13 protein-coding genes and 3 rRNA genes are annotated in these 19,064 nt (G+C 62.9%); 6 read left to right on the top strand and 10 right to left on the bottom strand.

Annotated elements, in window-relative coordinates; translation table 11 throughout:
• The first annotated feature begins 366 nt into the window (after positions 1-366).
• Together F7R26_RS23425 and F7R26_RS23420 are read left to right on the top strand one after the other, a co-directional pair.
• The gene (locus F7R26_RS23425) at positions 367-870 is read left to right on the top strand and encodes a (2Fe-2S)-binding protein (RefSeq protein ID WP_150993347.1); all 504 of its coding nucleotides are present in this window, start codon (positions 367-369) and stop codon (positions 868-870) included.
• Positions 867-3,152 (top strand): xanthine dehydrogenase family protein molybdopterin-binding subunit, encoded by a 2,286-nt coding sequence (locus F7R26_RS23420; protein ID WP_150993345.1) that lies wholly within the window; start codon positions 867-869, stop codon positions 3,150-3,152. The genes F7R26_RS23425 and F7R26_RS23420 overlap by 4 nt, the downstream gene beginning before the upstream one ends.
• 168 nt (positions 3,153-3,320) lie before the next feature.
• Here the strand turns inward: F7R26_RS23420 and rrf are convergent.
• The 3 genes from rrf to F7R26_RS23405 form a co-directional block, all read right to left on the bottom strand.
• Positions 3,321-3,433, bottom strand: a 5S ribosomal RNA gene (rrf, locus tag F7R26_RS23415).
• A gap of 137 nt (positions 3,434-3,570) precedes the next feature.
• Positions 3,571-6,543, bottom strand: a 23S ribosomal RNA gene (locus F7R26_RS23410).
• A gap of 366 nt (positions 6,544-6,909) precedes the next feature.
• Positions 6,910-8,441, bottom strand: a 16S ribosomal RNA gene (locus tag F7R26_RS23405).
• The 16S, 23S and 5S rRNA genes sit together here, the layout of an rRNA operon.
• Before the next feature lie 587 nt (positions 8,442-9,028).
• Between F7R26_RS23405 and F7R26_RS23400 the strand changes: the two genes are divergently transcribed.
• On the top strand, positions 9,029-9,433 hold the full coding sequence (locus F7R26_RS23400) for a ProQ/FinO family protein (protein WP_150993411.1): 405 nt from the start codon (positions 9,029-9,031) through the stop codon (positions 9,431-9,433).
• A gap of 64 nt (positions 9,434-9,497) precedes the next feature.
• Here F7R26_RS23400 and F7R26_RS23395 read toward each other — a convergent pair whose 3' ends face one another.
• Positions 9,498-10,424, bottom strand: a complete 927-nt coding sequence (locus F7R26_RS23395; RefSeq protein WP_150993413.1) for a LysR substrate-binding domain-containing protein — start codon at positions 10,422-10,424, stop codon at positions 9,498-9,500.
• Between the two features lie 143 nt (positions 10,425-10,567).
• Between F7R26_RS23395 and F7R26_RS23390 the strand changes: the two genes are divergently transcribed.
• A complete protein-coding gene (locus tag F7R26_RS23390) occupies positions 10,568-11,260 on the top strand; it encodes a 3-oxoacid CoA-transferase subunit A (protein ID WP_416351386.1) in 693 nt (230 codons plus the stop codon).
• Complete coding sequence (locus tag F7R26_RS23385; RefSeq protein ID WP_150993418.1) at positions 11,257-11,892, top strand: 3-oxoacid CoA-transferase subunit B; 636 nt, start codon at positions 11,257-11,259, stop codon at positions 11,890-11,892. The genes F7R26_RS23390 and F7R26_RS23385 overlap by 4 nt, the downstream gene beginning before the upstream one ends.
• A 37-nt stretch (positions 11,893-11,929) precedes the next feature.
• On the opposite strand, the gene F7R26_RS23380 is transcribed toward F7R26_RS23385, so the two are convergent.
• The 5 genes from F7R26_RS23380 to F7R26_RS23360 all read right to left on the bottom strand — a co-directional run bounded on the left by F7R26_RS23380 (position 11,930) and on the right by F7R26_RS23360 (position 16,956).
• Positions 11,930-12,811 (bottom strand): alpha/beta fold hydrolase, encoded by an 882-nt coding sequence (locus F7R26_RS23380; protein ID WP_150993420.1) that lies wholly within the window; start codon positions 12,809-12,811, stop codon positions 11,930-11,932.
• Positions 12,812-12,979: 168 nt separating this feature from the next.
• Positions 12,980-14,011, bottom strand: a complete 1,032-nt coding sequence (locus tag F7R26_RS23375; protein ID WP_150993422.1) for an isocitrate/isopropylmalate dehydrogenase family protein — start codon at positions 14,009-14,011, stop codon at positions 12,980-12,982.
• A 151-nt stretch (positions 14,012-14,162) separates the two neighbouring features.
• Complete coding sequence (msuE, locus tag F7R26_RS23370; RefSeq protein WP_150993423.1) at positions 14,163-14,726, bottom strand: FMN reductase; 564 nt, start codon at positions 14,724-14,726, stop codon at positions 14,163-14,165.
• Between the two features lie 167 nt (positions 14,727-14,893).
• Entirely contained in the window at positions 14,894-15,751 is an 858-nt protein-coding gene (locus F7R26_RS23365; RefSeq protein ID WP_150993426.1) for a D-amino acid aminotransferase, read from the bottom strand.
• A 176-nt stretch (positions 15,752-15,927) separates the two neighbouring features.
• Entirely contained in the window at positions 15,928-16,956 is a 1,029-nt protein-coding gene (locus F7R26_RS23360; RefSeq protein WP_150993428.1) for an SDR family oxidoreductase, read from the bottom strand.
• Between the two features lie 107 nt (positions 16,957-17,063).
• Here F7R26_RS23360 and F7R26_RS23355 point away from each other — a divergent pair, with 107 nt between their 5' ends.
• A complete protein-coding gene (locus F7R26_RS23355) occupies positions 17,064-17,759 on the top strand; it encodes a TetR/AcrR family transcriptional regulator (RefSeq protein WP_150993430.1) in 696 nt (231 codons plus the stop codon).
• A 39-nt stretch (positions 17,760-17,798) separates the two neighbouring features.
• Here F7R26_RS23355 and F7R26_RS23350 read toward each other — a convergent pair whose 3' ends face one another.
• Complete coding sequence (locus F7R26_RS23350; protein ID WP_193692229.1) at positions 17,799-19,061, bottom strand: TolC family protein; 1,263 nt, start codon at positions 19,059-19,061, stop codon at positions 17,799-17,801.
• Between the last annotated feature and the right edge of the window lie 3 nt (positions 19,062-19,064).

Raw genomic sequence — 19,064 nt, 5'->3', positions numbered from 1 at the left:
CTATGCGTTCCTGGAAGACGTTGCAAGGCAGCAAAGAAGGAAGTTGCCGATACGGATACAGATCCGTAGCTTCGAGGCGATGTGTCGCATTCCAGAGCGTGTCAACGGAATGCTAGTCGGATTCTACCGTCGGATTGCCGGTCCATAGGCTCTGGCAGCCGCATTCTGATTGTTGACAATCGCCGTATGGATGGCGCGAGGGTGTTCTCCGCAGCACCATCATTCCAATTTGTGGAATTAACAAATCCCGCCAACGCCATTCCCCAGTACCAGCCGCCGGCATCACAATGCGCTTTGCGCAAAGCAGCGCAGGCACCTGGCTCGTCCGCCAGCCCTCGTCCCCGTTGCACCATCCCCACAAAAAACATGAGAACCATCACGATCAACGGTAAGCCGCAAAAGATCGACCTGCCCGATGACGCCCCGCTGCTATGGGCGGTGCGCGATCACCTCGGCCTGACCGGCACCAAGTTTGGCTGCGGCATGGCCCTGTGCGGCGCCTGCACCATGCATCTGGACGGCCAGCCGATCCGCTCCTGCGTGACCCCGATCTCGGCGGTGGCCGGCAAGAAGATCACCACCATCGAGGGCTTGTCGGCCGACAAGATCGGGCAGGCCTTGCAGGCCGCGTGGGAGGAATTCGGCGTGCCGCAGTGCGGCTACTGCCAGGCGGGGCAGTTGATGTCCGCCACCGCGCTGCTGCACACCAACCCGCACCCGAGCGAAGAAGACATCGACGGGGCCATGAGCGGCAACATCTGCCGCTGTGGCACCTATACGCGCATCCGCGCCGCCATCCAGCACGTTGCCAAATCGAACGTGGCGGCAAAGCCGTCCGTCCAGCCGACGGGAAAGAGGAGCGCCAAATGAGCACGCTGCAATCTGCCGGGCGCCGCACCTGGCTCAAGAGCATGGGTGCGCTCGCCGGCCTGACGTTGACTGTTGGCCTGGACGGCATCGTGCTGGCAGCGGATGAGCCCAAGAAGTACGGCCGCGACGGCATGCCTGGCGGCGCCGTGGATAGCCCGCTGGTATTCCTCTCCATTGCCGAAGATGGCAAGGTAAGCATCGTCTGCCACCGCTCCGAGATGGGGCAAGGCGTGCGCACCAGCCTGCCGATGGTGGTGGCCGACGAGCTCGAAGCCGACTGGGCGCAGGTGCTGGTGGTGCAGGCGCCCGGCGACGAAATCCGCTACGGCAACCAGAACACCGACGGCTCGCGCAGCGTGCGGCATTTCTTCGAGCCTATGCGGCGCGTAGGCGCAAGTGCGCGGATGATGCTGGAAGCTGCCGCCGCTGCCCGCTGGAATGTGCCGGCAAGCGAAGTCCAGGCGCGCAACCACGCGGTGGTCCACGTGCCGAGCGGCAAGAGCCTTGGCTTTGGTGCGCTGGCAAAAGACGCCGCGCGCCTGCCCGTGCCGGCGGCCGCCAGCCTCAGGCTGAAAGATCCGGCCCAATTCCGCTATATCGGCAAGGACAGCACGCGCAGCATCGATGGCCACGACATCGCCACTGGCCGTGCACAGTACGGCATCGACGTGCGGCTCGACGGCATGCTGTACGCCGTCATCGCGCGCCCGCCGGTGTTCGGCGGCAAGCTCGCCGGCGTTGACTCCACGCAGGCGATGAAGGTGCCTGGCGTGATCAAGGTGGTGGAACTGGCCGGCAGCCCCGCGCCCGCCATGTTCAACCCACTGGGCGGCGTGGCCGTGATCGCCACCAATACCTGGTCGGCCATCAAGGGCCGCGAGGCGCTGAAGCTGCGCTGGGACGATGGCCCCAACGCCAGCTACGAGTCCGGTGCGTTCCGCGCCACGATGGAAAAGGCCGCAAGCCAGCCCGGCAAGGTGGTGCGCAACCAGGGTGACACGATGGCCGCCCTGTCCGGCCCCGGCAAGCGCGTCACCGCGCAGTATTACCTGCCACATATCGCGCACGCCACGATGGAGCCGCCGGTTGCCACGGCGCGCATCGCCGATGGCAAGTGCGAAGTCTGGACGTCGGTCCAGGCGCCGCAGGCCACGAGCGAAACCGTGGCCGGGCATCTCGGCCTGAAGCCGGAGGACGTCACGGTGCACGTGACGCTGCTGGGCGGCGGCTTTGGCCGCAAGTCCAAGCCGGACTTCGCGGCCGAGGCCGCGCTGCTGTCCAAGGCCATGGGTGGCAAGCCGGTCAAGGTAACGTGGACGCGCGACGACGATCTGCATCACGACTACTTCCACACCGTCTCCGTCGAGCACATGGAAGCCATGCTCGGCGCCGACGGCAAGACGCAGGCATGGCTGCACCGCACCGCCGCCTCCACCATCACGTCGACCTTTGTGGCCGGCGCGAAGAACGAAGCCGCGTTCGAGCTTGGCATGTCGGCGGTGAACATGCCATTCGACATCCCCAACGTGCGCGTGGAAAACCCCGAAGTGGAGGCGCACACCCGCATCGGCTGGTTCCGCTCGGTGTCCAACATCCCCCACGCCTTCGCCGTGCAATCGTTCGCGGCCGAACTGGCGACGGCAGCCGGGCGCGATCATCGCGACTACCTGCTGGCGCTGCTTGGCCCGGATCGCCGCATCGACCCGGCGCAGCTGTCCGATACCTGGAACTACGGCGAGTCGCCGCAGCAGTATCCGCTTGATATCGGCCGCCTGCGCGGCGTGATTGAACTGGCCACGCGCGAAGCTGGCTGGGGCAAGACGCTGCCGAAGGGACGCGGGCTGGGGCTGGCTGTCTGCTACAGCTTTGTGACCTACGTGGCGGCAGTGGTCGAAGTGGTAGTGGCCGATGACGGCAGCATCAGCGTGCCGCGCATCGACATGGCCGTGGATTGCGGCGCCCAGGTCAACCCGGACCGCATCCGCTCACAGGTGGAAGGCGCCTGCATCATGGGCATCAGCCTGGCCACCACGGGCGAGATCACCTTCAAGGACGGGCGCGCCCAGCAGGACAACTTCCACCAGTACGAGGTGATGCGCGCGCCCTCGGCGCCGCGCCAGATCCATGTGCACCTGGTGCCGGGCAGGTTCGACGCACCGCTTGGCGGCGTCGGCGAGCCAGCCGTGCCGACCATTGCGCCGGCGCTGTGCAATGCGATCTTTGCGGCTACCGGCAAGCGCATCCGCGCGTTGCCGATCCGGGAGCAGTTGAAGAAGGCTTGAGGCCGGACTTGAATCGCAGGGCGCTGGGTTTCGCGCTCCGCGATTCACATTTGCTCCGCGATTCACATTTCATTTGGCAAACGTGATCGCGGCAAATCACAGCCACGAATCCGCAGCCGTAAAAGCAAAACCCCCCAGTACTTTCGTACTGGGGGGTTTCAAGGGAGAGCCTGGCGATTACCTACTTTCACACGGGTATCCGCACTATCATCGGCGTGGAGTCGTTTCACGGTCCTGTTCGGGATGGGAAGGGGTGGTTCCAACTCGCTATGGTCACCAGGCATAAACGGTGGCCGCGTTGAGATGTGCTCAACGCAGCGAATAGGGATGTAGTAGGGGTTGTGCGTATCGGCCAAGCTGCTCGTTTGCTGCGGCAGCGGCACGCGACACTCACACCAGGTAGAAACACACTGGTTATAGGATCAAGCCTTACGGGCAATTAGTACTGGTTAGCTTAACGCATTACTGCGCTTCCACACCCAGCCTATCAACGTCCTGGTCTCGAACGACCCTTCAAGGAGCTCAAGGCTCCAGGGAATCCTCATCTTCAGGCGAGTTTCCCGCTTAGATGCTTTCAGCGGTTATCTCTTCCGTACATAGCTACCCTGCGATGCCTCTGGCGAGACAACAGGTACACCAGCGGTACGTCCACTCCGGTCCTCTCGTACTAGGAGCAGCCCCCGTCAAGATTCCAACGCCCACGGCAGATAGGGACCAAACTGTCTCACGACGTTTTAAACCCAGCTCACGTACCTCTTTAAATGGCGAACAGCCATACCCTTGGGACCGGCTACAGCCCCAGGATGAGATGAGCCGACATCGAGGTGCCAAACACCGCCGTCGATATGAACTCTTGGGCGGTATCAGCCTGTTATCCCCAGAGTACCTTTTATCCGTTGAGCGATGGCCCTTCCATTCAGAACCACCGGATCACTATGTCCTGCTTTCGCACCTGCTCGACTTGTCGGTCTCGCAGTTAAGCACGCTTTTGCCATTGCACTTTAGGTACGATGTCCGACCGTACCAAGCGTACCTTCGAACTCCTCCGTTACACTTTGGGAGGAGACCGCCCCAGTCAAACTGCCTACCATGCACTGTCCCCGACCCGGATTCACGGGCCAAGGTTAGAACCTCAAACAAACCAGGGTGGTATTTCAAGGACGGCTCCACGCAGACTAGCGTCCACGCTTCAAAGCCTCCCACCTATCCTACACAGATCGGTTCAAAGTCCAATGCAAAGCTACAGTAAAGGTTCATGGGGTCTTTCCGTCTAGCCGCGGGGAGATTGCATCATCACAAACACTTCAACTTCGCTGAGTCTCGGGAGGAGACAGTGTGGCCATCGTTACGCCATTCGTGCAGGTCGGAACTTACCCGACAAGGAATTTCGCTACCTTAGGACCGTTATAGTTACGGCCGCCGTTTACCGGGACTTCAATCAAGAGCTTGCACCCCATCATTTAATCTTCCGGCACCGGGCAGGCGTCACACCCTATACGTCCACTTTCGTGTTTGCAGAGTGCTGTGTTTTTATTAAACAGTCGCAGCCACCATTTTATTGCAACCCCTTCACCCTCCTGGCGCAGGCCAGTCAAGCTACAAGGGCGTACCTTATCCCGAAGTTACGGTACCAATTTGCCGAGTTCCTTCTCCCGAGTTCTCTCAAGCGCCTTAGAATACTCATCTCGCCCACCTGTGTCGGTTTGCGGTACGGTCTCGTATGACTGAAGCTTAGAGGCTTTTCTTGGAACCACTTCCAATTGCTTCGCAGCACTAGGCCGCTCGCCCCACATCCTTGAATTCCGCGCCCGGATTTGCCTAAGCGCCTTCTCCAATGCAGGGACCGGGACTTCCAACACCCGGACAACCTTCCGCGATCCGTCCCCCCATCGCATCATACGACGGTGCAGGAATATTAACCTGCTTCCCATCAGCTACGCATCTCTGCCTCGCCTTAGGGGCCGACTCACCCTACGCCGATGAACGTTGCGTAGGAAACCTTGGGCTTACGGCGAGGGGGCTTTTCACCCCCTTTATCGCTACTCATGTCAGCATTCGCACTTCTGATACCTCCAGCATCCTTTACAAGACACCTTCACAGGCTTACAGAACGCTCTCCTACCATGCGTGCACTCCTTTAAATCCACTTCACTTGCCTCCCAACGATCTCTGTTGGGCGCTTTGTCGATGCTGCGCATCGACAAGCAAGGTGCACTTAAAGGAATGCACGCATCCGCAGCTTCGGTGACTGGCTTAGCCCCGTTACATCTTCCGCGCAGGACGACTCGATCAGTGAGCTATTACGCTTTCTTTAAAGGATGGCTGCTTCTAAGCCAACCTCCTGACTGTTTTAGCCTTCCCACTTCGTTTCCCACTTAGCCAATCTTAGGGACCTTAGCTGGCGGTCTGGGTTGTTTCCCTCTTGACACCGGACGTTAGCACCCGATGTCTGTCTCCCGTGATTGCACTCTTCGGTATTCGGAGTTTGCTATGGCGGGGTAATCAGCAATAGACCCCCCAACCATGACAGTGCTCTACCCCCGAAGGTGAGACACGAGGCACTACCTAAATAGTTTTCGGAGAGAACCAGCTATTTCCAGACTTGTTTAGCCTTTCACCCCTATCCACAGCTCATCCCCTAACTTTTCAACGTTAGTGGGTTCGGTCCTCCAGTACGTGTTACCGCACCTTCAACCTGGCCATGGATAGATCGTCTGGTTTCGGGTCTACACCCAGCGACTGAACGCCCTATTCGGACTCGCTTTCGCTACGCCTTCCCTAATCGGTTAAGCTTGCCACTGAATGTAAGTCGCTGACCCATTATACAAAAGGTACGCCGTCACCCGTTTCCAGGCTCCGACTGTTTGTATGCATGCGGTTTCAGGATCTATTTCACTCCCCTCCCGGGGTTCTTTTCGCCTTTCCCTCACGGTACTGGTTCACTATCGGTCGATCACGAGTATTTAGCCTTGGAGGATGGTCCCCCCATCTTCAGACAGGATTTCACGTGTCCCGCCCTACTTGTCGTACACCTAGTTCCACAACGCTGTTTTCGCATACAGGGCTATCACCTGCTATGGCCGGGCTTTCCATCCCGTTCTGCTAACAATGCTGCTAAAGAGTACAAGGCTCTTCCCATTTCGTTCGCCACTACTCTGGGAATCTCGGTTGATTTCTGTTCCTGCAGCTACTTAGATGTTTCAGTTCGCCGCGTTCGCTTCCCTGACCTATGTATTCAGTCAGGGATGACCCATTCGGGCCGGGTTTCCCCATTCGGACATCTCCGGATCAAAGCTTGTTTGCCAGCTCCCCGAAGCTTTTCGCAGGCTACCGCGTCCTTCATCGCCTGTGATCGCCAAGGCATCCACCACATGCACTTGTTCGCTTGACCCTATAACGAGTGTGTCTCAAACTTGCGTTCAAGCCGTGCTCGCTACAGGATGAGTTCTCGCATTTGTGCCGTATTCCAAGTCATCTTTCGATCACTTAAATACATTTTGGTTGATACAATCACAACCCGGTATCGTGTTTTACTGCAGCGTCTCATCAACGCTCACGACACCTTTACTACATCCCATATTTTTAAAGAACAGCCGACTGAGACTGGGTCTCCGGTCGTCTTGGCAAAGCCAAATGCAAGCGCTCAATGCTAAGCGCTTGCATTTGACCATGCTACGCAAGACACGCACTGCGCATCCTGGCTCTAACAACTAACAAACCGATAAGTGTGAACGCTCGACTTGAGATGCACGCTCTGAAAGGAGGTGATCCAGCCGCACCTTCCGATACGGCTACCTTGTTACGACTTCACCCCAGTCATGAACCCTGCCGTGGTAATCGCCCTCCTTGCGGTTAGGCTAACTACTTCTGGCAAAACCCACTCCCATGGTGTGACGGGCGGTGTGTACAAGACCCGGGAACGTATTCACCGCGGCATGCTGATCCGCGATTACTAGCGATTCCAGCTTCACGTAGTCGAGTTGCAGACTACGATCCGGACTACGATGCGTTTTCTGGGATTAGCTCCCCCTCGCGGGTTGGCAACCCTCTGTACGCACCATTGTATGACGTGTGAAGCCCTACCCATAAGGGCCATGAGGACTTGACGTCATCCCCACCTTCCTCCGGTTTGTCACCGGCAGTCTCTCTAGAGTGCTCTTGCGTAGCAACTAAAGACAAGGGTTGCGCTCGTTGCGGGACTTAACCCAACATCTCACGACACGAGCTGACGACAGCCATGCAGCACCTGTGTCCACTTTCCCTTTCGGGCACCTGATGCATCTCTGCTTCGTTAGTGGCATGTCAAGGGTAGGTAAGGTTTTTCGCGTTGCATCGAATTAATCCACATCATCCACCGCTTGTGCGGGTCCCCGTCAATTCCTTTGAGTTTTAATCTTGCGACCGTACTCCCCAGGCGGTCAACTTCACGCGTTAGCTACGTTACTGAAGAAATGAATCCCCAACAACTAGTTGACATCGTTTAGGGCGTGGACTACCAGGGTATCTAATCCTGTTTGCTCCCCACGCTTTCGTGCATGAGCGTCAGTGACGTCCCAGGGGGCTGCCTTCGCCATCGGTATTCCTCCACATCTCTACGCATTTCACTGCTACACGTGGAATTCTACCCCCCTCTGACATACTCTAGCCTTGCAGTCACAAGCGCCATTCCCAAGTTGAGCTCGGGGATTTCACGCCTGTCTTACAAAACCGCCTGCGCACGCTTTACGCCCAGTAATTCCGATTAACGCTCGCACCCTACGTATTACCGCGGCTGCTGGCACGTAGTTAGCCGGTGCTTATTCTTCCGGTACCGTCATCCCCCCGCCGTATTAGGGCAAGGGATTTCTTTCCGGACAAAAGTGCTTTACAACCCGAAGGCCTTCTTCACACACGCGGCATTGCTGGATCAGGGTTGCCCCCATTGTCCAAAATTCCCCACTGCTGCCTCCCGTAGGAGTCTGGGCCGTGTCTCAGTCCCAGTGTGGCTGATCGTCCTCTCAGACCAGCTACTGATCGTCGCCTTGGTGGGCCTTTACCCCACCAACTAGCTAATCAGACATCGGCCGCTCCTATCGCGCGAGGCCTTACGGTCCCCCGCTTTCACCCTCAGGTCGTATGCGGTATTAGCTAATCTTTCGACTAGTTATCCCCCACGACAGGGCACGTTCCGATGTATTACTCACCCGTTCGCCACTCGCCACCAGGATTGCTCCCGTGCTGCCGTTCGACTTGCATGTGTAAGGCATGCCGCCAGCGTTCAATCTGAGCCAGGATCAAACTCTTCAGTTTAATACCTGTGTGGTTCCGCGCAGTTACCTGCTGAAACCTCGCTCTTTCGAGCGGTCGCTCACTCTCAGAAAACTGACTGGCTACATCCGCGATTTGCACCCCGGACATAACCAACATGTTTTACTGTGCGAGCACTTTATAACTTGTAAGCTAAAAGACCGAAGTCTTCCGCATCCGCTATCAAGCGCCCACACTTATCGGTTGTTTGTTTGTTAAAGAACTGGTCGCGGTTCGCTTTGCTTACCGCGTCGCTGCGTTTGCTGCAGCAGAGAAACGAGACTATAAAGAATTATCTGCGTTTCATCAATACTTTTTTAATCTTTTCTTGCTCAGGCTGGATTCGCTACGCGCTCTTCTCACCTTTCCTGCCAGCCCGCAACCTTCACCCGTCTGCCTTGTAGCTGAGTGTTGTACTGCGGAAGGGGGCGAATACTAAGCTGTCGGCACGGTGCTGGCAAGTCTTTTCTGGAAAATTTAGCTAACACGGAAAAAGAGCTTCACGACGCACAATTGAGTATCAAACCTCGGGGCTGACCGGCTTCCGCTAAAATTCGCGTTCACTCCTCACCTCTTCACAACAGAACACTATGGGATTCGAACAACTTGCTGCGCTGAAAGCGCAGCTGGCGCAACAGGCCAAACCCAAGCCGGCGGCCAAGCCCACACGCGCCCGCCCATCCGCGCAAGCGGCCCAGTCGAAACCGGTGGATCCTGTTGTACGGAACATCGGGCGGCTTCAAAAGCGCTTCCCCCTCGCCTTCCCTAAGAACCCCGCGCCGAAGAGAGCGTTGAAGGTCGGCATCTTTGACGATCTGCTTGGCTACGCTAGCGAGCTGGGCTTGCAAGAGGCGGAGTTGCGCGAAGCCATCAAGACCTGGTGCCGTGGGGCCCGTTACAAGGCATGTCTCACGGAAGGCGCTGCGCGAGTCGACCTCAACGGGGCCGATGCAGGCTCTGTCACGCAAGCGGAAGCAACGCGCTTCAAGAAATAATCGGCGGCGGTGGCGCGGCAGATACGGACAGGCATAAGGCTATAAGGCTATAAGGCCATAAGGATTACCGCACGATTGCCTCTGGCGGCCGCCCTGCCCCCTTCGCCTCGCGGCAGCGCTCGATCAGCCTCAGCACGGTGGGCGAGCGCTCGTTCTTGCGATGGACCACGGCAAGTTGCGACGCCACGTCGTTGCGGGCCAGCGGCTTGAATACCACGTCTGGCGGGGCGAACGCGCGCATCGAGGCGGGGATCAGCGCCACGCCAAACCCGGCCGCCACCATGCTGATGATGGTGGCCATCTGGGTCGACAGAGCCTCCACGCGCGGCTGGAAGCCAGCATTGCCACAGATGGCGAGCGTGATGGCATAGAAGCCAGTGCCGTGCTCGGTATGCGTGCAGATAAAGGTCTCGTCGCGCAGCATGGCTACGTCGACGCGAGCGCGGCCAGCCAGCGCATGGGTGGCATGCAAGGCCGCCACGACGGCTTCTGACGCGATGCCGAACAAGGCCAGCCCTTCCGGCAGGGACCGCAACGGTGGCCGGATAAAGCCGATATCGAGTTCGCCGCGTGCCACCGCTTCGAGCTGGGCCGGCATGTCCATCTCCCGCATGGCAAGCCGCACGGCCGGATGGTCCTGGCGAAAACGATAGACGAGCCGTGGCAATAATCCTGACAGCGCGGCCGATGCCACATACCCGATGGCAGCGCCGCCGACATCACCCCGGCTGGCGCTGGCCGTGACCAGCCCGGCATGCTGGACCTGGCGCAGCACACCCATCGCTTCCTCGTAAAAAACCGCACCCACATCGGTCAGCGCAATCCGGCGCTTGCTGCGCGAGAGCAGCGGCGCGCCCGCCTCTTGCTCGATCCACCGGAACTGCTGGCTCAGCGCCGGCTGCGATATGCCCAGGCGCTCCGCCGCGCGGCCAAAGTGCAGTTCCTCGGCCAGCGCGGCGAAGTATCGGTAGTGTCGGAGTTCGAGGTTCATCGCGATGGCCCGCTTTCAATATAAGCGCAGCTTATCAACAATTAACCTTTGCGCACTTGAACCTATCGACGCCTGCGCCGCATGATGCACGACTTGGCGGCGGCGACGCCGCGGCACGCATCGGGAGCAAGTCGGGCATGGGATTGGTCAACAAACGGGTAGCAAGCTGCGCAGAGGCTATCGCCGACCTGCGCGACGGCGCCACCGTGATGGTGGGCGGCTTCGGCAGCGCGGGCCTGCCCGACGGCCTGATCGCAGCGGTGCTGGCACATGGCGCGCGGGATCTCACGGTGATCTCCAACAACGCCGGCTACGACGGCGAAGGCGTGGCGAGCCTGATCGAAGCCGGGCGCATGCGCAAGCTGGTCTGCTCCTATCCGCTGACAGCAGGCGCCACGGCGTTCCGCGACGCTTACCGGCGCGGCGAGGTCGAGCTGGAACTGGTGGCGCAGGGCACGCTGGTAGAGCGCATTCGTTGCGCCGGAGCCGGGCTGGGCGGGTTCTACTGCCCCATCACTGCCGGGACCATCCTTGCCCAAGGCAAGGACACGCGGGAGATCAACGGTGTGCTGCACGTGCTGGAGCTGCCGCTGCATGCGGACTTTGCGCTGATTCGCGGACGTCATGCGGATCGCCTTGGCAACCTGGACTATCACCTGGCGGGCCGCAACTTCAACCCCATCATGGCCACGGCCGCGCGCGTGGTGGTGGCGGAGGTGGAGGCGATGGTCGAGGCCGGCGCGATGAACCCCGAACATATCGTGACGCCCGGCATCTTTGTCCACCGTGTCGTCACCGCTAACGCCAGCCAACAGCAAGCCGGGAGCCAGCCATGAAGCGATGGAGCAGGGAACAGATCGCCCGGCGCGCGGCGCAGGACATCCGGCCAGGTGCCTACGTCAACCTGGGCATCGGCCTGCCGACGCTGGTCGGCGACATGATCCCGCGGGAGCGCGAGGTCTTCCTGCATAGCGAGAACGGCATCCTGCATCTCGGGCCACGCCCGCCGCTGGGCCAGGAGAACCCGGACCTGATCAATGCCAGCAAGCAGCCGGTGACGCTGCAGCCTGGCGCGGCCATCTTCGATTCCGCGCTGAGCTTCGCGATGATGCGCGGCGGCCACCTGGACCTCGCCATCCTTGGCGCCTATGAAGTGGCGGAGAACGGCGACCTGGCCAACTGGAGCCGCGGCGACCCGAACACGCCGCCCGCTGTGGGCGGCGCCATGGAGCTGGCCTTCGGCGCGCGCGAGGTCTGGGTGCTGATGGAACACACCACGCGCGACGCTCGCCCGCGCCTGTTGCACCGCTGCAGGCTGCCGTTGACGGCAAGCGGCGTCGTCAGCCGCATCTATACCGACCTGGCGGTGATGCGCGTGACGCCCGACGGCTTGCTGGTGGAGGCCATGGCCGAGGGCATGACCCTCGGCGAGTTGCAGGTGCTGACCGAGGCGCGGCTGCTAGCCTAGCGCCATCGGCGAATCAGCGGATCAGCGGATCGGCATTTCAGCGGCTTGACACCACCCGCTCGATCCACGCGATGAACACCGCGACCACTTCCTCGCGGTTGGTCTCGTTCAACGTCTCATGCCGCGCCCCGCCGAACACGTGGGATGACACGTCGGCCTGCCCTGCCGCCCGGTAGCGGCTGACCAGCGGCTCGAACCATGCCAGGTGATTGTTGACCGGATCGGAATCGCCGGTGAACAGGTACATCGGCAACGCGGGACGGATGCGGCGCAGCGTCTCCGGCTCGGCCAGGCGCGCGCATTCGGTGAACATCGAGGCGCGCGAAGCCGGCGTCACGGTGAACCCGCACAAAGGATCGGCGATATACGCATCCACCTGGGCGGGGTCACGGCTGAGCCAGTCGAATGGCGTGCGGCTATCCGGCACCCCGGCATTCATGTCTTCCAGCTTGAATCCCGCCTGCGCGGCTGCCAGCATCAGGTCCACCGCGGTGGTGCCCGACAGCGACACGCCGTCGAGCAGCGCGCTGTGCTCAACCAGGTAGCACTGCGCCGCGAACGAGCCCATGCTGTGGCCAAACAGGATCAGCGGCACCCCGGGATGCTGCGCGCGTGCGTGCCGGCTGAGCACGGCCATATCGTCCGCCAGCGCGGCGAAGCCACGCGGGCCGAAGTCGCCAAGCTTGTCCTGCGCGGCTGCATCGGCGCCGTGTCCGCGATGCTCGCTGGCGTAGACCACATAGCCCGCACGCACCAGCGCGTCAGCCAGGGGCCGGTAACGCCGCGCGTGCTCGCCCATGCCATGCGCGATCTGGACTATGGCACGCGGCGCGGCGCCGCCCTGCCAGCGGTGGACCTCGATCTTGTGATCGTCATTCGAATTGAGACGAAAGTGGACGTAGGGTTCCGATGTCTGCATGCCAAGCCCTCGGTTAACGCCGGCCGTGTCGGGAGTGACGGTTGCGGCGCAGACATGGTACGCAAGTGGGCGCGTTCAGGCTATCGGGGTTGCTCCGCCCTGCCGCCGCGGGGGATGGCAGGGGTAGCAGTACGCTGCCCGGCGCAGGCCGGGACGCCCGCCGCGCGGTTATCCCAGCCGCTTGATCACCGCCTCGGCAAACTGCAAGGTCGAGGCCGAGCCCTTAAGGTCGCCGGTTTTCACCTGATCCTGGTTGAGCGCCAGGTCGATCGCCTGGCGCAGCCGCACCGCCAGGTCCTGGCGGCCCACATGCTCGAGCATCAGGCCGGCGGCCAGCATCAGCGAGATCGGGTTGGCGATGCCCTTGCCGGCGATGTCCGGCGCGGAGCCGTGCACGGCTTCGAAGATGGCCGCCGTCTCGCCGATATTGGCGCCCGGCGCCATGCCCAGCCCGCCGACAAGGCCAGCGATCTGATCGGACAGGATGTCGCCGAACAGGTTGGTACAGAGCAACATGTCGAACTGCCAGGGATTGAGCACGAGCTGCATGGCGCAGGCATCGACGATGCGATCATCCATCTCCACGCGGCCCGCATAGTCCTGCGCCACCTCGCGCGCGGCCTCCAGGAAAATGCCGGTCAGCGCCTTCAGGATATTGGCCTTGTGCACCACGGTGATCTTCTTGCGCTGGTTCTTGACCGCATACTCGAACGCAAAACGGGCGATGCGCCGACAGGCGTCGCGCGTATTGGTCCCGGTGGACACAGCCACCGCGTGCGGGTCATCGCCCACGGCGATGTAGTAATCGTGCGCGACATAGAAGCCGCCCACGTTCTCGCGCACCAGCACCAAGTCGATATCCTCGAAGCGGCCCGGCACCAGCGTGCGCGCGGGCCGTACGTTGGCAAAGAGGTTGAAGGCTTCGCGCAGCCGCACGTTGACAGAGCGGAAGCCCCCGCCCACCGGCGTGGTCAGCGGGCCCTTGAGCGCCAGGCCCGTGCGGCGGATGCTCTCGAGGGTGGCCTCCGGCAGCGGATCGCCGCCCTGGTCGATGCCCGCCATGCCAGCCTGCTGCACATCCCAGGAAAACGGCGCGCCCAGCGCATCCAGCACCTTGACGGTGGCTTGCACCACTTCCGGGCCAATGCCGTCGCCCGGGATCAGGGTGGCGGGGATCTGATTGCGTGCTGGTTGTTCCATATGCGATTCCTCTCGACAGGTTGAATGTCCGCGTTCGCAGAGCATGCAACGCGGGCGCATTTCTGTCTAGCGCGGAACATGTCAGCCCAGCGGGATCGCGCTGCCGGAAAGGAATCTTGTGGAACGCGCTATAGCCTGGGGCCGCTTATGGTCACGCAGCGCGCTGCAGCGGTAGCCGGCTCGCGCCGAACAGCGGCGCCGCGCGGTCCGCTGCCAGCCGGATGCGCTCCGCCAGCGCCGGGCTGCTGACCTGGTAGTTCTGGAAGTCCCCCGGGCTGCCATACACGCCGATCGGCAGCGTCAGCGCCTGCAGGAAACCGAACAGCGGCCGTAGCTGATGCTCCAGCACCAGCGCATGCCGGTCGCTGCCGCCGGTGGCCGCCAGCAGCACCGGCTTGTCGATCAGCGCGTCCTGCCCGACCAGGTCGAAGAGGTGCTTGAAATGGCCGGGATAAGACCCGCGGTAGACGGGCGCCGCCACCACCAGCAGATCGGCGGACTCGATCGCGGCGATCTCGCTTTCAATCTCCGCGGGCAGTTCAGCGCGCGACAGCGCCGCGCCTAGCGGGCGGGCGATATCGCCCAGGTTGACGATCCGGGTCTGCAACAGCAGCCTGCCCGCCAGTTCATCAAGCAACGCCTGCACCAGCGCCAGCGTGCGCGAAGGCTGCTGCGCGCTGCCGTTGACGGCAACCACGTTCAGCGGTCTAGCCATGGGGGAGAACCTCCTTTGGATTGAAGGCCGCCCTCGCCATTGTTCACGGCGGCCGCTTGCAAGTGCCTCACCATAGCGCAGCCGCGCTGTCCGCTGAACGACGAATTTCAACTATGCATAAACGGTCGGCCGCCATGGCACGCGTGGCGAAATTGCCAGTCGCTCGATCATGCCGGGCTGCGCGCCGCCTTGGCGTCCTGATACGCGGCGTACAGCTTCTTGAACACCGGACCGGGCACGCCGTCGCCGATGGTCTTGCCGTCGATGGTGACCACCGGCAGGATCTCCTTGCTGGCCGAGGTCAGCAACACCTCATCCGCGCCCATCACCTCGTCCTGCGAAATGCGGCGCGCGTCCAGCGAGATATCCAGCGCCGCGCACAGCTCCTCCATCCAGCCGTAGCGGATCCCTTCCAGGATCAGGTTGTCCTTCGGCGGCGCCGAGACCCGGCCCTTGCTGACCACCCAGACGTTGGACGCGGAGGCCTCGGTCAGCATCCCGTCGCGGAACTGGATGGTTTCGGTGGCGTCGTTCTCCACCGCGTTCTGCGCTGCCAGCACATTGCCCAGCAGCGAGGTGGATTTCACCTGGCAGTGCAGCCAGCGTTTGTCCTGCGCTGTCACGCAGGCCACGCCCTTCTCGCGCATGGCCGCCGAGGGCAGCGACATCGGGTTGGTCATGATGAGCACCGTCGGCGTCACCGTCTTGGGGAAGGCATGGGTGCGCCGCGCCACGCCGCGCGTGACCTGGATGTACACCATCTGGTCGGCAAGGCCGTTGGCCTGCACCACGCGGTCGATCAGCGCCATCCACTGCGCGTCGGTGTGCGGGTTGGGGATGCCGATGGTGTCCAGGCTGCGCGCCAGCCGCGCCAGGTGCTGCGGCAGGCGGAACGGCTTGCCGGCATAGATGGGGACCACTTCATACACGCCATCGCCAAAGATAAAGCCGCGATCCAGCACGGGGACGCGGGCTTCGGACAAAGGCGTGAGCTCGCCGTTGAGATAGACGATTTCTTCGTTCATGGTGGGTAGGGTAAGGCTGGCGGGCGCCGGGGCCTGGGTTGCAGTACGGGTGCGCACTGGAAGAATGCATGCATTCTTCCACAAGGCACGGGGGCAGCCTATGCAAAATCGGCATGACATTGGCCTGCTCCCCACCCGGCCCCGCCGCCATGGCGTTCAGCTTGCGCCCCCGGCCCTCACGCCGAGGCCGGCAGCCATCCGTGCGCCCGATACCAGGCAATGACATCGCGAACCGTGTGATCCACGGGCCGGAAGCCCAGGCCTAGCTCGCCCTCGCTTTTGGCATGGCTAAAGCGGGTCCGGTCCGCTTCCTTCACCATCAGCCGCACGGTTGCCAGGCTGAGCAGGATCGGCTTGCCGGTGATCCGGGCGTAGATTTCCTGCACGCAGGCCAGCGCAAACAACAACGGCACGGGCAGCGCGCGCTTGGGCGTTGCCACCCCCGCGGTGTGTCCGATCAGCGGGATCAGTTCGCGCATGGTCATATGCCGGCCCGCCGCGAGATAGCGCTCGCCACGCCGCCCGCGCAGCGCCGCAGCGATATGCGCCTGCGCGACATCGCGGGCGTCGACCACGGAAAAGCTCCCTGGCACCAGGCCCGGCAATCGGCGCATTGCCGTATCGAGCGCGACTTGTCCGGCTGACGTCGGCCCGATATCGCCCGGCCCCCACATCCAGCCGGGCAGCACGAACGTGGCATGCATCTCAGGGGCCTTCTCGAGGAAAGCCAGGACGGCGCGATCGCCCAGGATCTTGCTGCGATAGTAGTCATCGGCGTCGCCAGGTTCGCGCACGTGCGTTTCATCGATCACCGAACCCGGCGCGCCGTTGAGCACGGCGATGGACGAGGTCTGCACGAAGCGGCGCACGCCTGCCGCGTAGGCCTGCGCGATCAGGGCAGCCGTGCCGTCGACATTGATGCGCCTGAGCGTTTCCCAGTGACTCCCGCCCTTGTAGTTGTCGCGGAAGAATGCGGCGGTATGGAACACCACATCGCAGCCGTGCATGGCCGGGGCGAACGCCTTGACATCGGCCATGTCGCCAACCACGAACTCCACACCCGCGAGATCGCCGAATTGCTGCCTGGCCTTCTGCTCCGAGCGCACCAGCGCCTTGACCGCGACACCGCGGCCCTGCAGTTCGCGGACAAGGTTGTTGCCGAGCAGACCGGTGGCACCGGTCACGAAAGCGGTTTGCAAGTTCATGGACAGGCCTTTATCTCGAAGATCATTTGAAATTCAGATATCAATTGATATCCGTTATGATAGCAGGTGAAATCCCAAATGCAATCGATACGGCAATCCCTCTCGCTATGCCCAATGCCACGCCAACGAAGCCACCCGCCCCGCGCAAGCGCCTGAGCCGCGAGCAAAGCCAGGCGCAGACCCGCGAGCGCCTGCTTGAGGCCGCGCGCAGTTTGTTGATGCAGCGCGGCTTTGGCGGCACGTCGATCCGGGATATCGCGGAGGAAGCGGGCTATTCGCAGGGGGCGTTCTATTCGAACTTCCCGGACAAGGAGGCGCTGCTGCTAGATCTGCTGCGCGGCCATATGGAGGCCGAGGCAAAGCAGCTGGCAGCGGTGTTCGACACGGCGGAGCACACCGGCGCAGAGGTGCTCGCGGGCCTGGATGCCTGGGCCGCGGCGCTCCATGCGGATGCCGACTGGGCCATGCTATCGATCGAGTTGCAGATGCACGCCAATCGCAGCCCCTCGTTTGCCAGCGTTTACCGTGCGGTCTGCGAGACGCATCGCGGCGAACTCGGCGGCCTGATCGAGCGCCTGTTCCGCCATCTGGGCCGCGTGCCGCCGGCCCAGCCGGAAGAGCTGGCCGCGGGATTCATGGCGCTCGCCCATGGCCTCGCGCTGCAACGGGGCACGACGAGCGCCGACCCGACCGGCCGGATGCTGATGCTGTTCCTGCGCGGCCTGCTGGCGAGCGCGCAGGTGGCTGGCGAGGCAGCCGATGCCGCGCATCCGGTCAAACGGGCCGGCCGCGCAAGCCGGTAGCCCGCTGCCCGGGCGCAACGCACCCGGGCAGCCACTGGCTCAATCGTCGAAATCCCACATCCGGTGCAGGTCCAGCCGCAACCGGCTGTCCGCCTCCAGCGCATCGACCAGCGCCACGCGTTCGGCCAGCGTGGTATCGGCCAAGGCACGCCGGACCATCAGCAGCTCACTCAGGCCGGTTTCCCCCGCCTTGTAGGCCCGGCCGGTGCGTGCCGCGGCACTGCGCTGCAGCGCGAGCGCTTCGGCCTGCGCCACGGCTGCGGCGCGCTTGCCTTCCAGGCCGCGGTACAGCACCTCGAACTCGGCGCCAATCCTGCGCTCCACCGCCACCCGGCTGCGGGCGGCGGCCTCCGCGTCGGCCGCTGCGGCCACCGCCGCCGAACGCCGGTGCGCGGAGCCAAGCGGCATGCTGATGCTCACGCCCGCAATCCGCTCCGCGCCGCCGCGCTCCACCGTGAAGAACACGCCCACGGTCGGGTCCGGTTTGCGCTCCAGGTCGGTGCGCCGGGCCTGCCGCTGGGCTTGCGTCTCCTGGGACTGGGCGAGGCGAAACTCGTGGCTATCCTCCACATAGCGGCTGCGCAGCGCATCGGCGGGGTCGTCCGGCAACGCCTGCAGGCGCACATCCGCCGGCAGGCCGCCGGGCACGCCCAGGCCCGGGAAGCGCGCCCGCAGCTCGGCCGCCGCCGCTGCTTCTGCCGCGCGCGCGCTGGCCAGCGCGGCAGCGGTGCGGGCGCGCTCGGCCAGCAGAAGCTCATGGTCCATGGGCGCCGCATCGCCAGCCTGCACCCGGCGTGCGGTCACGGCCGCCAGCTCGCCCGCCAGGCTGTCGTTGCCCTGCGCCGCCAGCCGCGCCTGTTGCGCGCGCAGCGCCCCGAACCACAGCGACAGGATTTGCCGCGAAACTTCATGACGCGCATCCATCACGGCGAGCTGGCCTGACTGCGCCGTGGCATCGGCCAGTTCGCCATCGGCGTCGGCCTTGCCCCAAAGCCGCAGCGGGCGCTCCAGTGCCAGTTGCCCTTCGGGAAACCGGTCGGTGGGCTCACGCACCTGGCGGCGCTGCCCGATGGCCCGCACCACGGCCTCGGCGGTGCCTGCACGGATACCGTCCGCCCGGGCCAGCACCGCATCGCGGCGAGCCTCGGCCATCTGCACGTCCGGCGACTGGCCAACGGCGTCGCGCACGGCGGACTCAAGGGGCAGCACGCCGGCCTGCGCCAGCATGGCTGCTTGCGCCCACACGGCACCCGGCATCCCGGTGGCCGCGATCATGGCAGCCGCGGCTGCCATCTTGCTCATTGC

Source organism: Cupriavidus basilensis, assembly GCF_008801925.2.
Lineage (GTDB): Bacteria > Pseudomonadota > Gammaproteobacteria > Burkholderiales > Burkholderiaceae > Cupriavidus > Cupriavidus basilensis.
This window is presented reverse-complemented; position numbering and strand designations above follow the sequence as displayed.

Excerpts from the sequence above, each read along its gene's own strand:
- F7R26_RS23425 (WP_150993347.1), top strand. The coding sequence starts at position 367 with ATGAGAACCATCACGATCAACGGTAAGCCGCAAAAGATCGACCTGCCC.
- F7R26_RS23420 (WP_150993345.1), top strand. The coding sequence starts at position 867 with ATGAGCACGCTGCAATCTGCCGGGCGCCGCACCTGGCTCAAGAGCATG.
- F7R26_RS23400 (WP_150993411.1), top strand. The coding sequence starts at position 9,029 with ATGGGATTCGAACAACTTGCTGCGCTGAAAGCGCAGCTGGCGCAACAG.
- F7R26_RS23395 (WP_150993413.1), bottom strand. The coding sequence starts at position 10,424 with ATGAACCTCGAACTCCGACACTACCGATACTTCGCCGCGCTGGCCGAG.
- F7R26_RS23385 (WP_150993418.1), top strand. The coding sequence starts at position 11,257 with ATGAAGCGATGGAGCAGGGAACAGATCGCCCGGCGCGCGGCGCAGGAC.
- F7R26_RS23380 (WP_150993420.1), bottom strand. The coding sequence starts at position 12,811 with ATGCAGACATCGGAACCCTACGTCCACTTTCGTCTCAATTCGAATGAC.
- F7R26_RS23375 (WP_150993422.1), bottom strand. The coding sequence starts at position 14,011 with ATGGAACAACCAGCACGCAATCAGATCCCCGCCACCCTGATCCCGGGC.
- msuE (WP_150993423.1), bottom strand. The coding sequence starts at position 14,726 with ATGGCTAGACCGCTGAACGTGGTTGCCGTCAACGGCAGCGCGCAGCAG.
- F7R26_RS23365 (WP_150993426.1), bottom strand. The coding sequence starts at position 15,751 with ATGAACGAAGAAATCGTCTATCTCAACGGCGAGCTCACGCCTTTGTCC.
- F7R26_RS23360 (WP_150993428.1), bottom strand. The coding sequence starts at position 16,956 with ATGAACTTGCAAACCGCTTTCGTGACCGGTGCCACCGGTCTGCTCGGC.
- F7R26_RS23355 (WP_150993430.1), top strand. The coding sequence starts at position 17,064 with ATGCCCAATGCCACGCCAACGAAGCCACCCGCCCCGCGCAAGCGCCTG.
- F7R26_RS23350 (WP_193692229.1), bottom strand. The coding sequence starts at position 19,061 with ATGAGCAAGATGGCAGCCGCGGCTGCCATGATCGCGGCCACCGGGATG.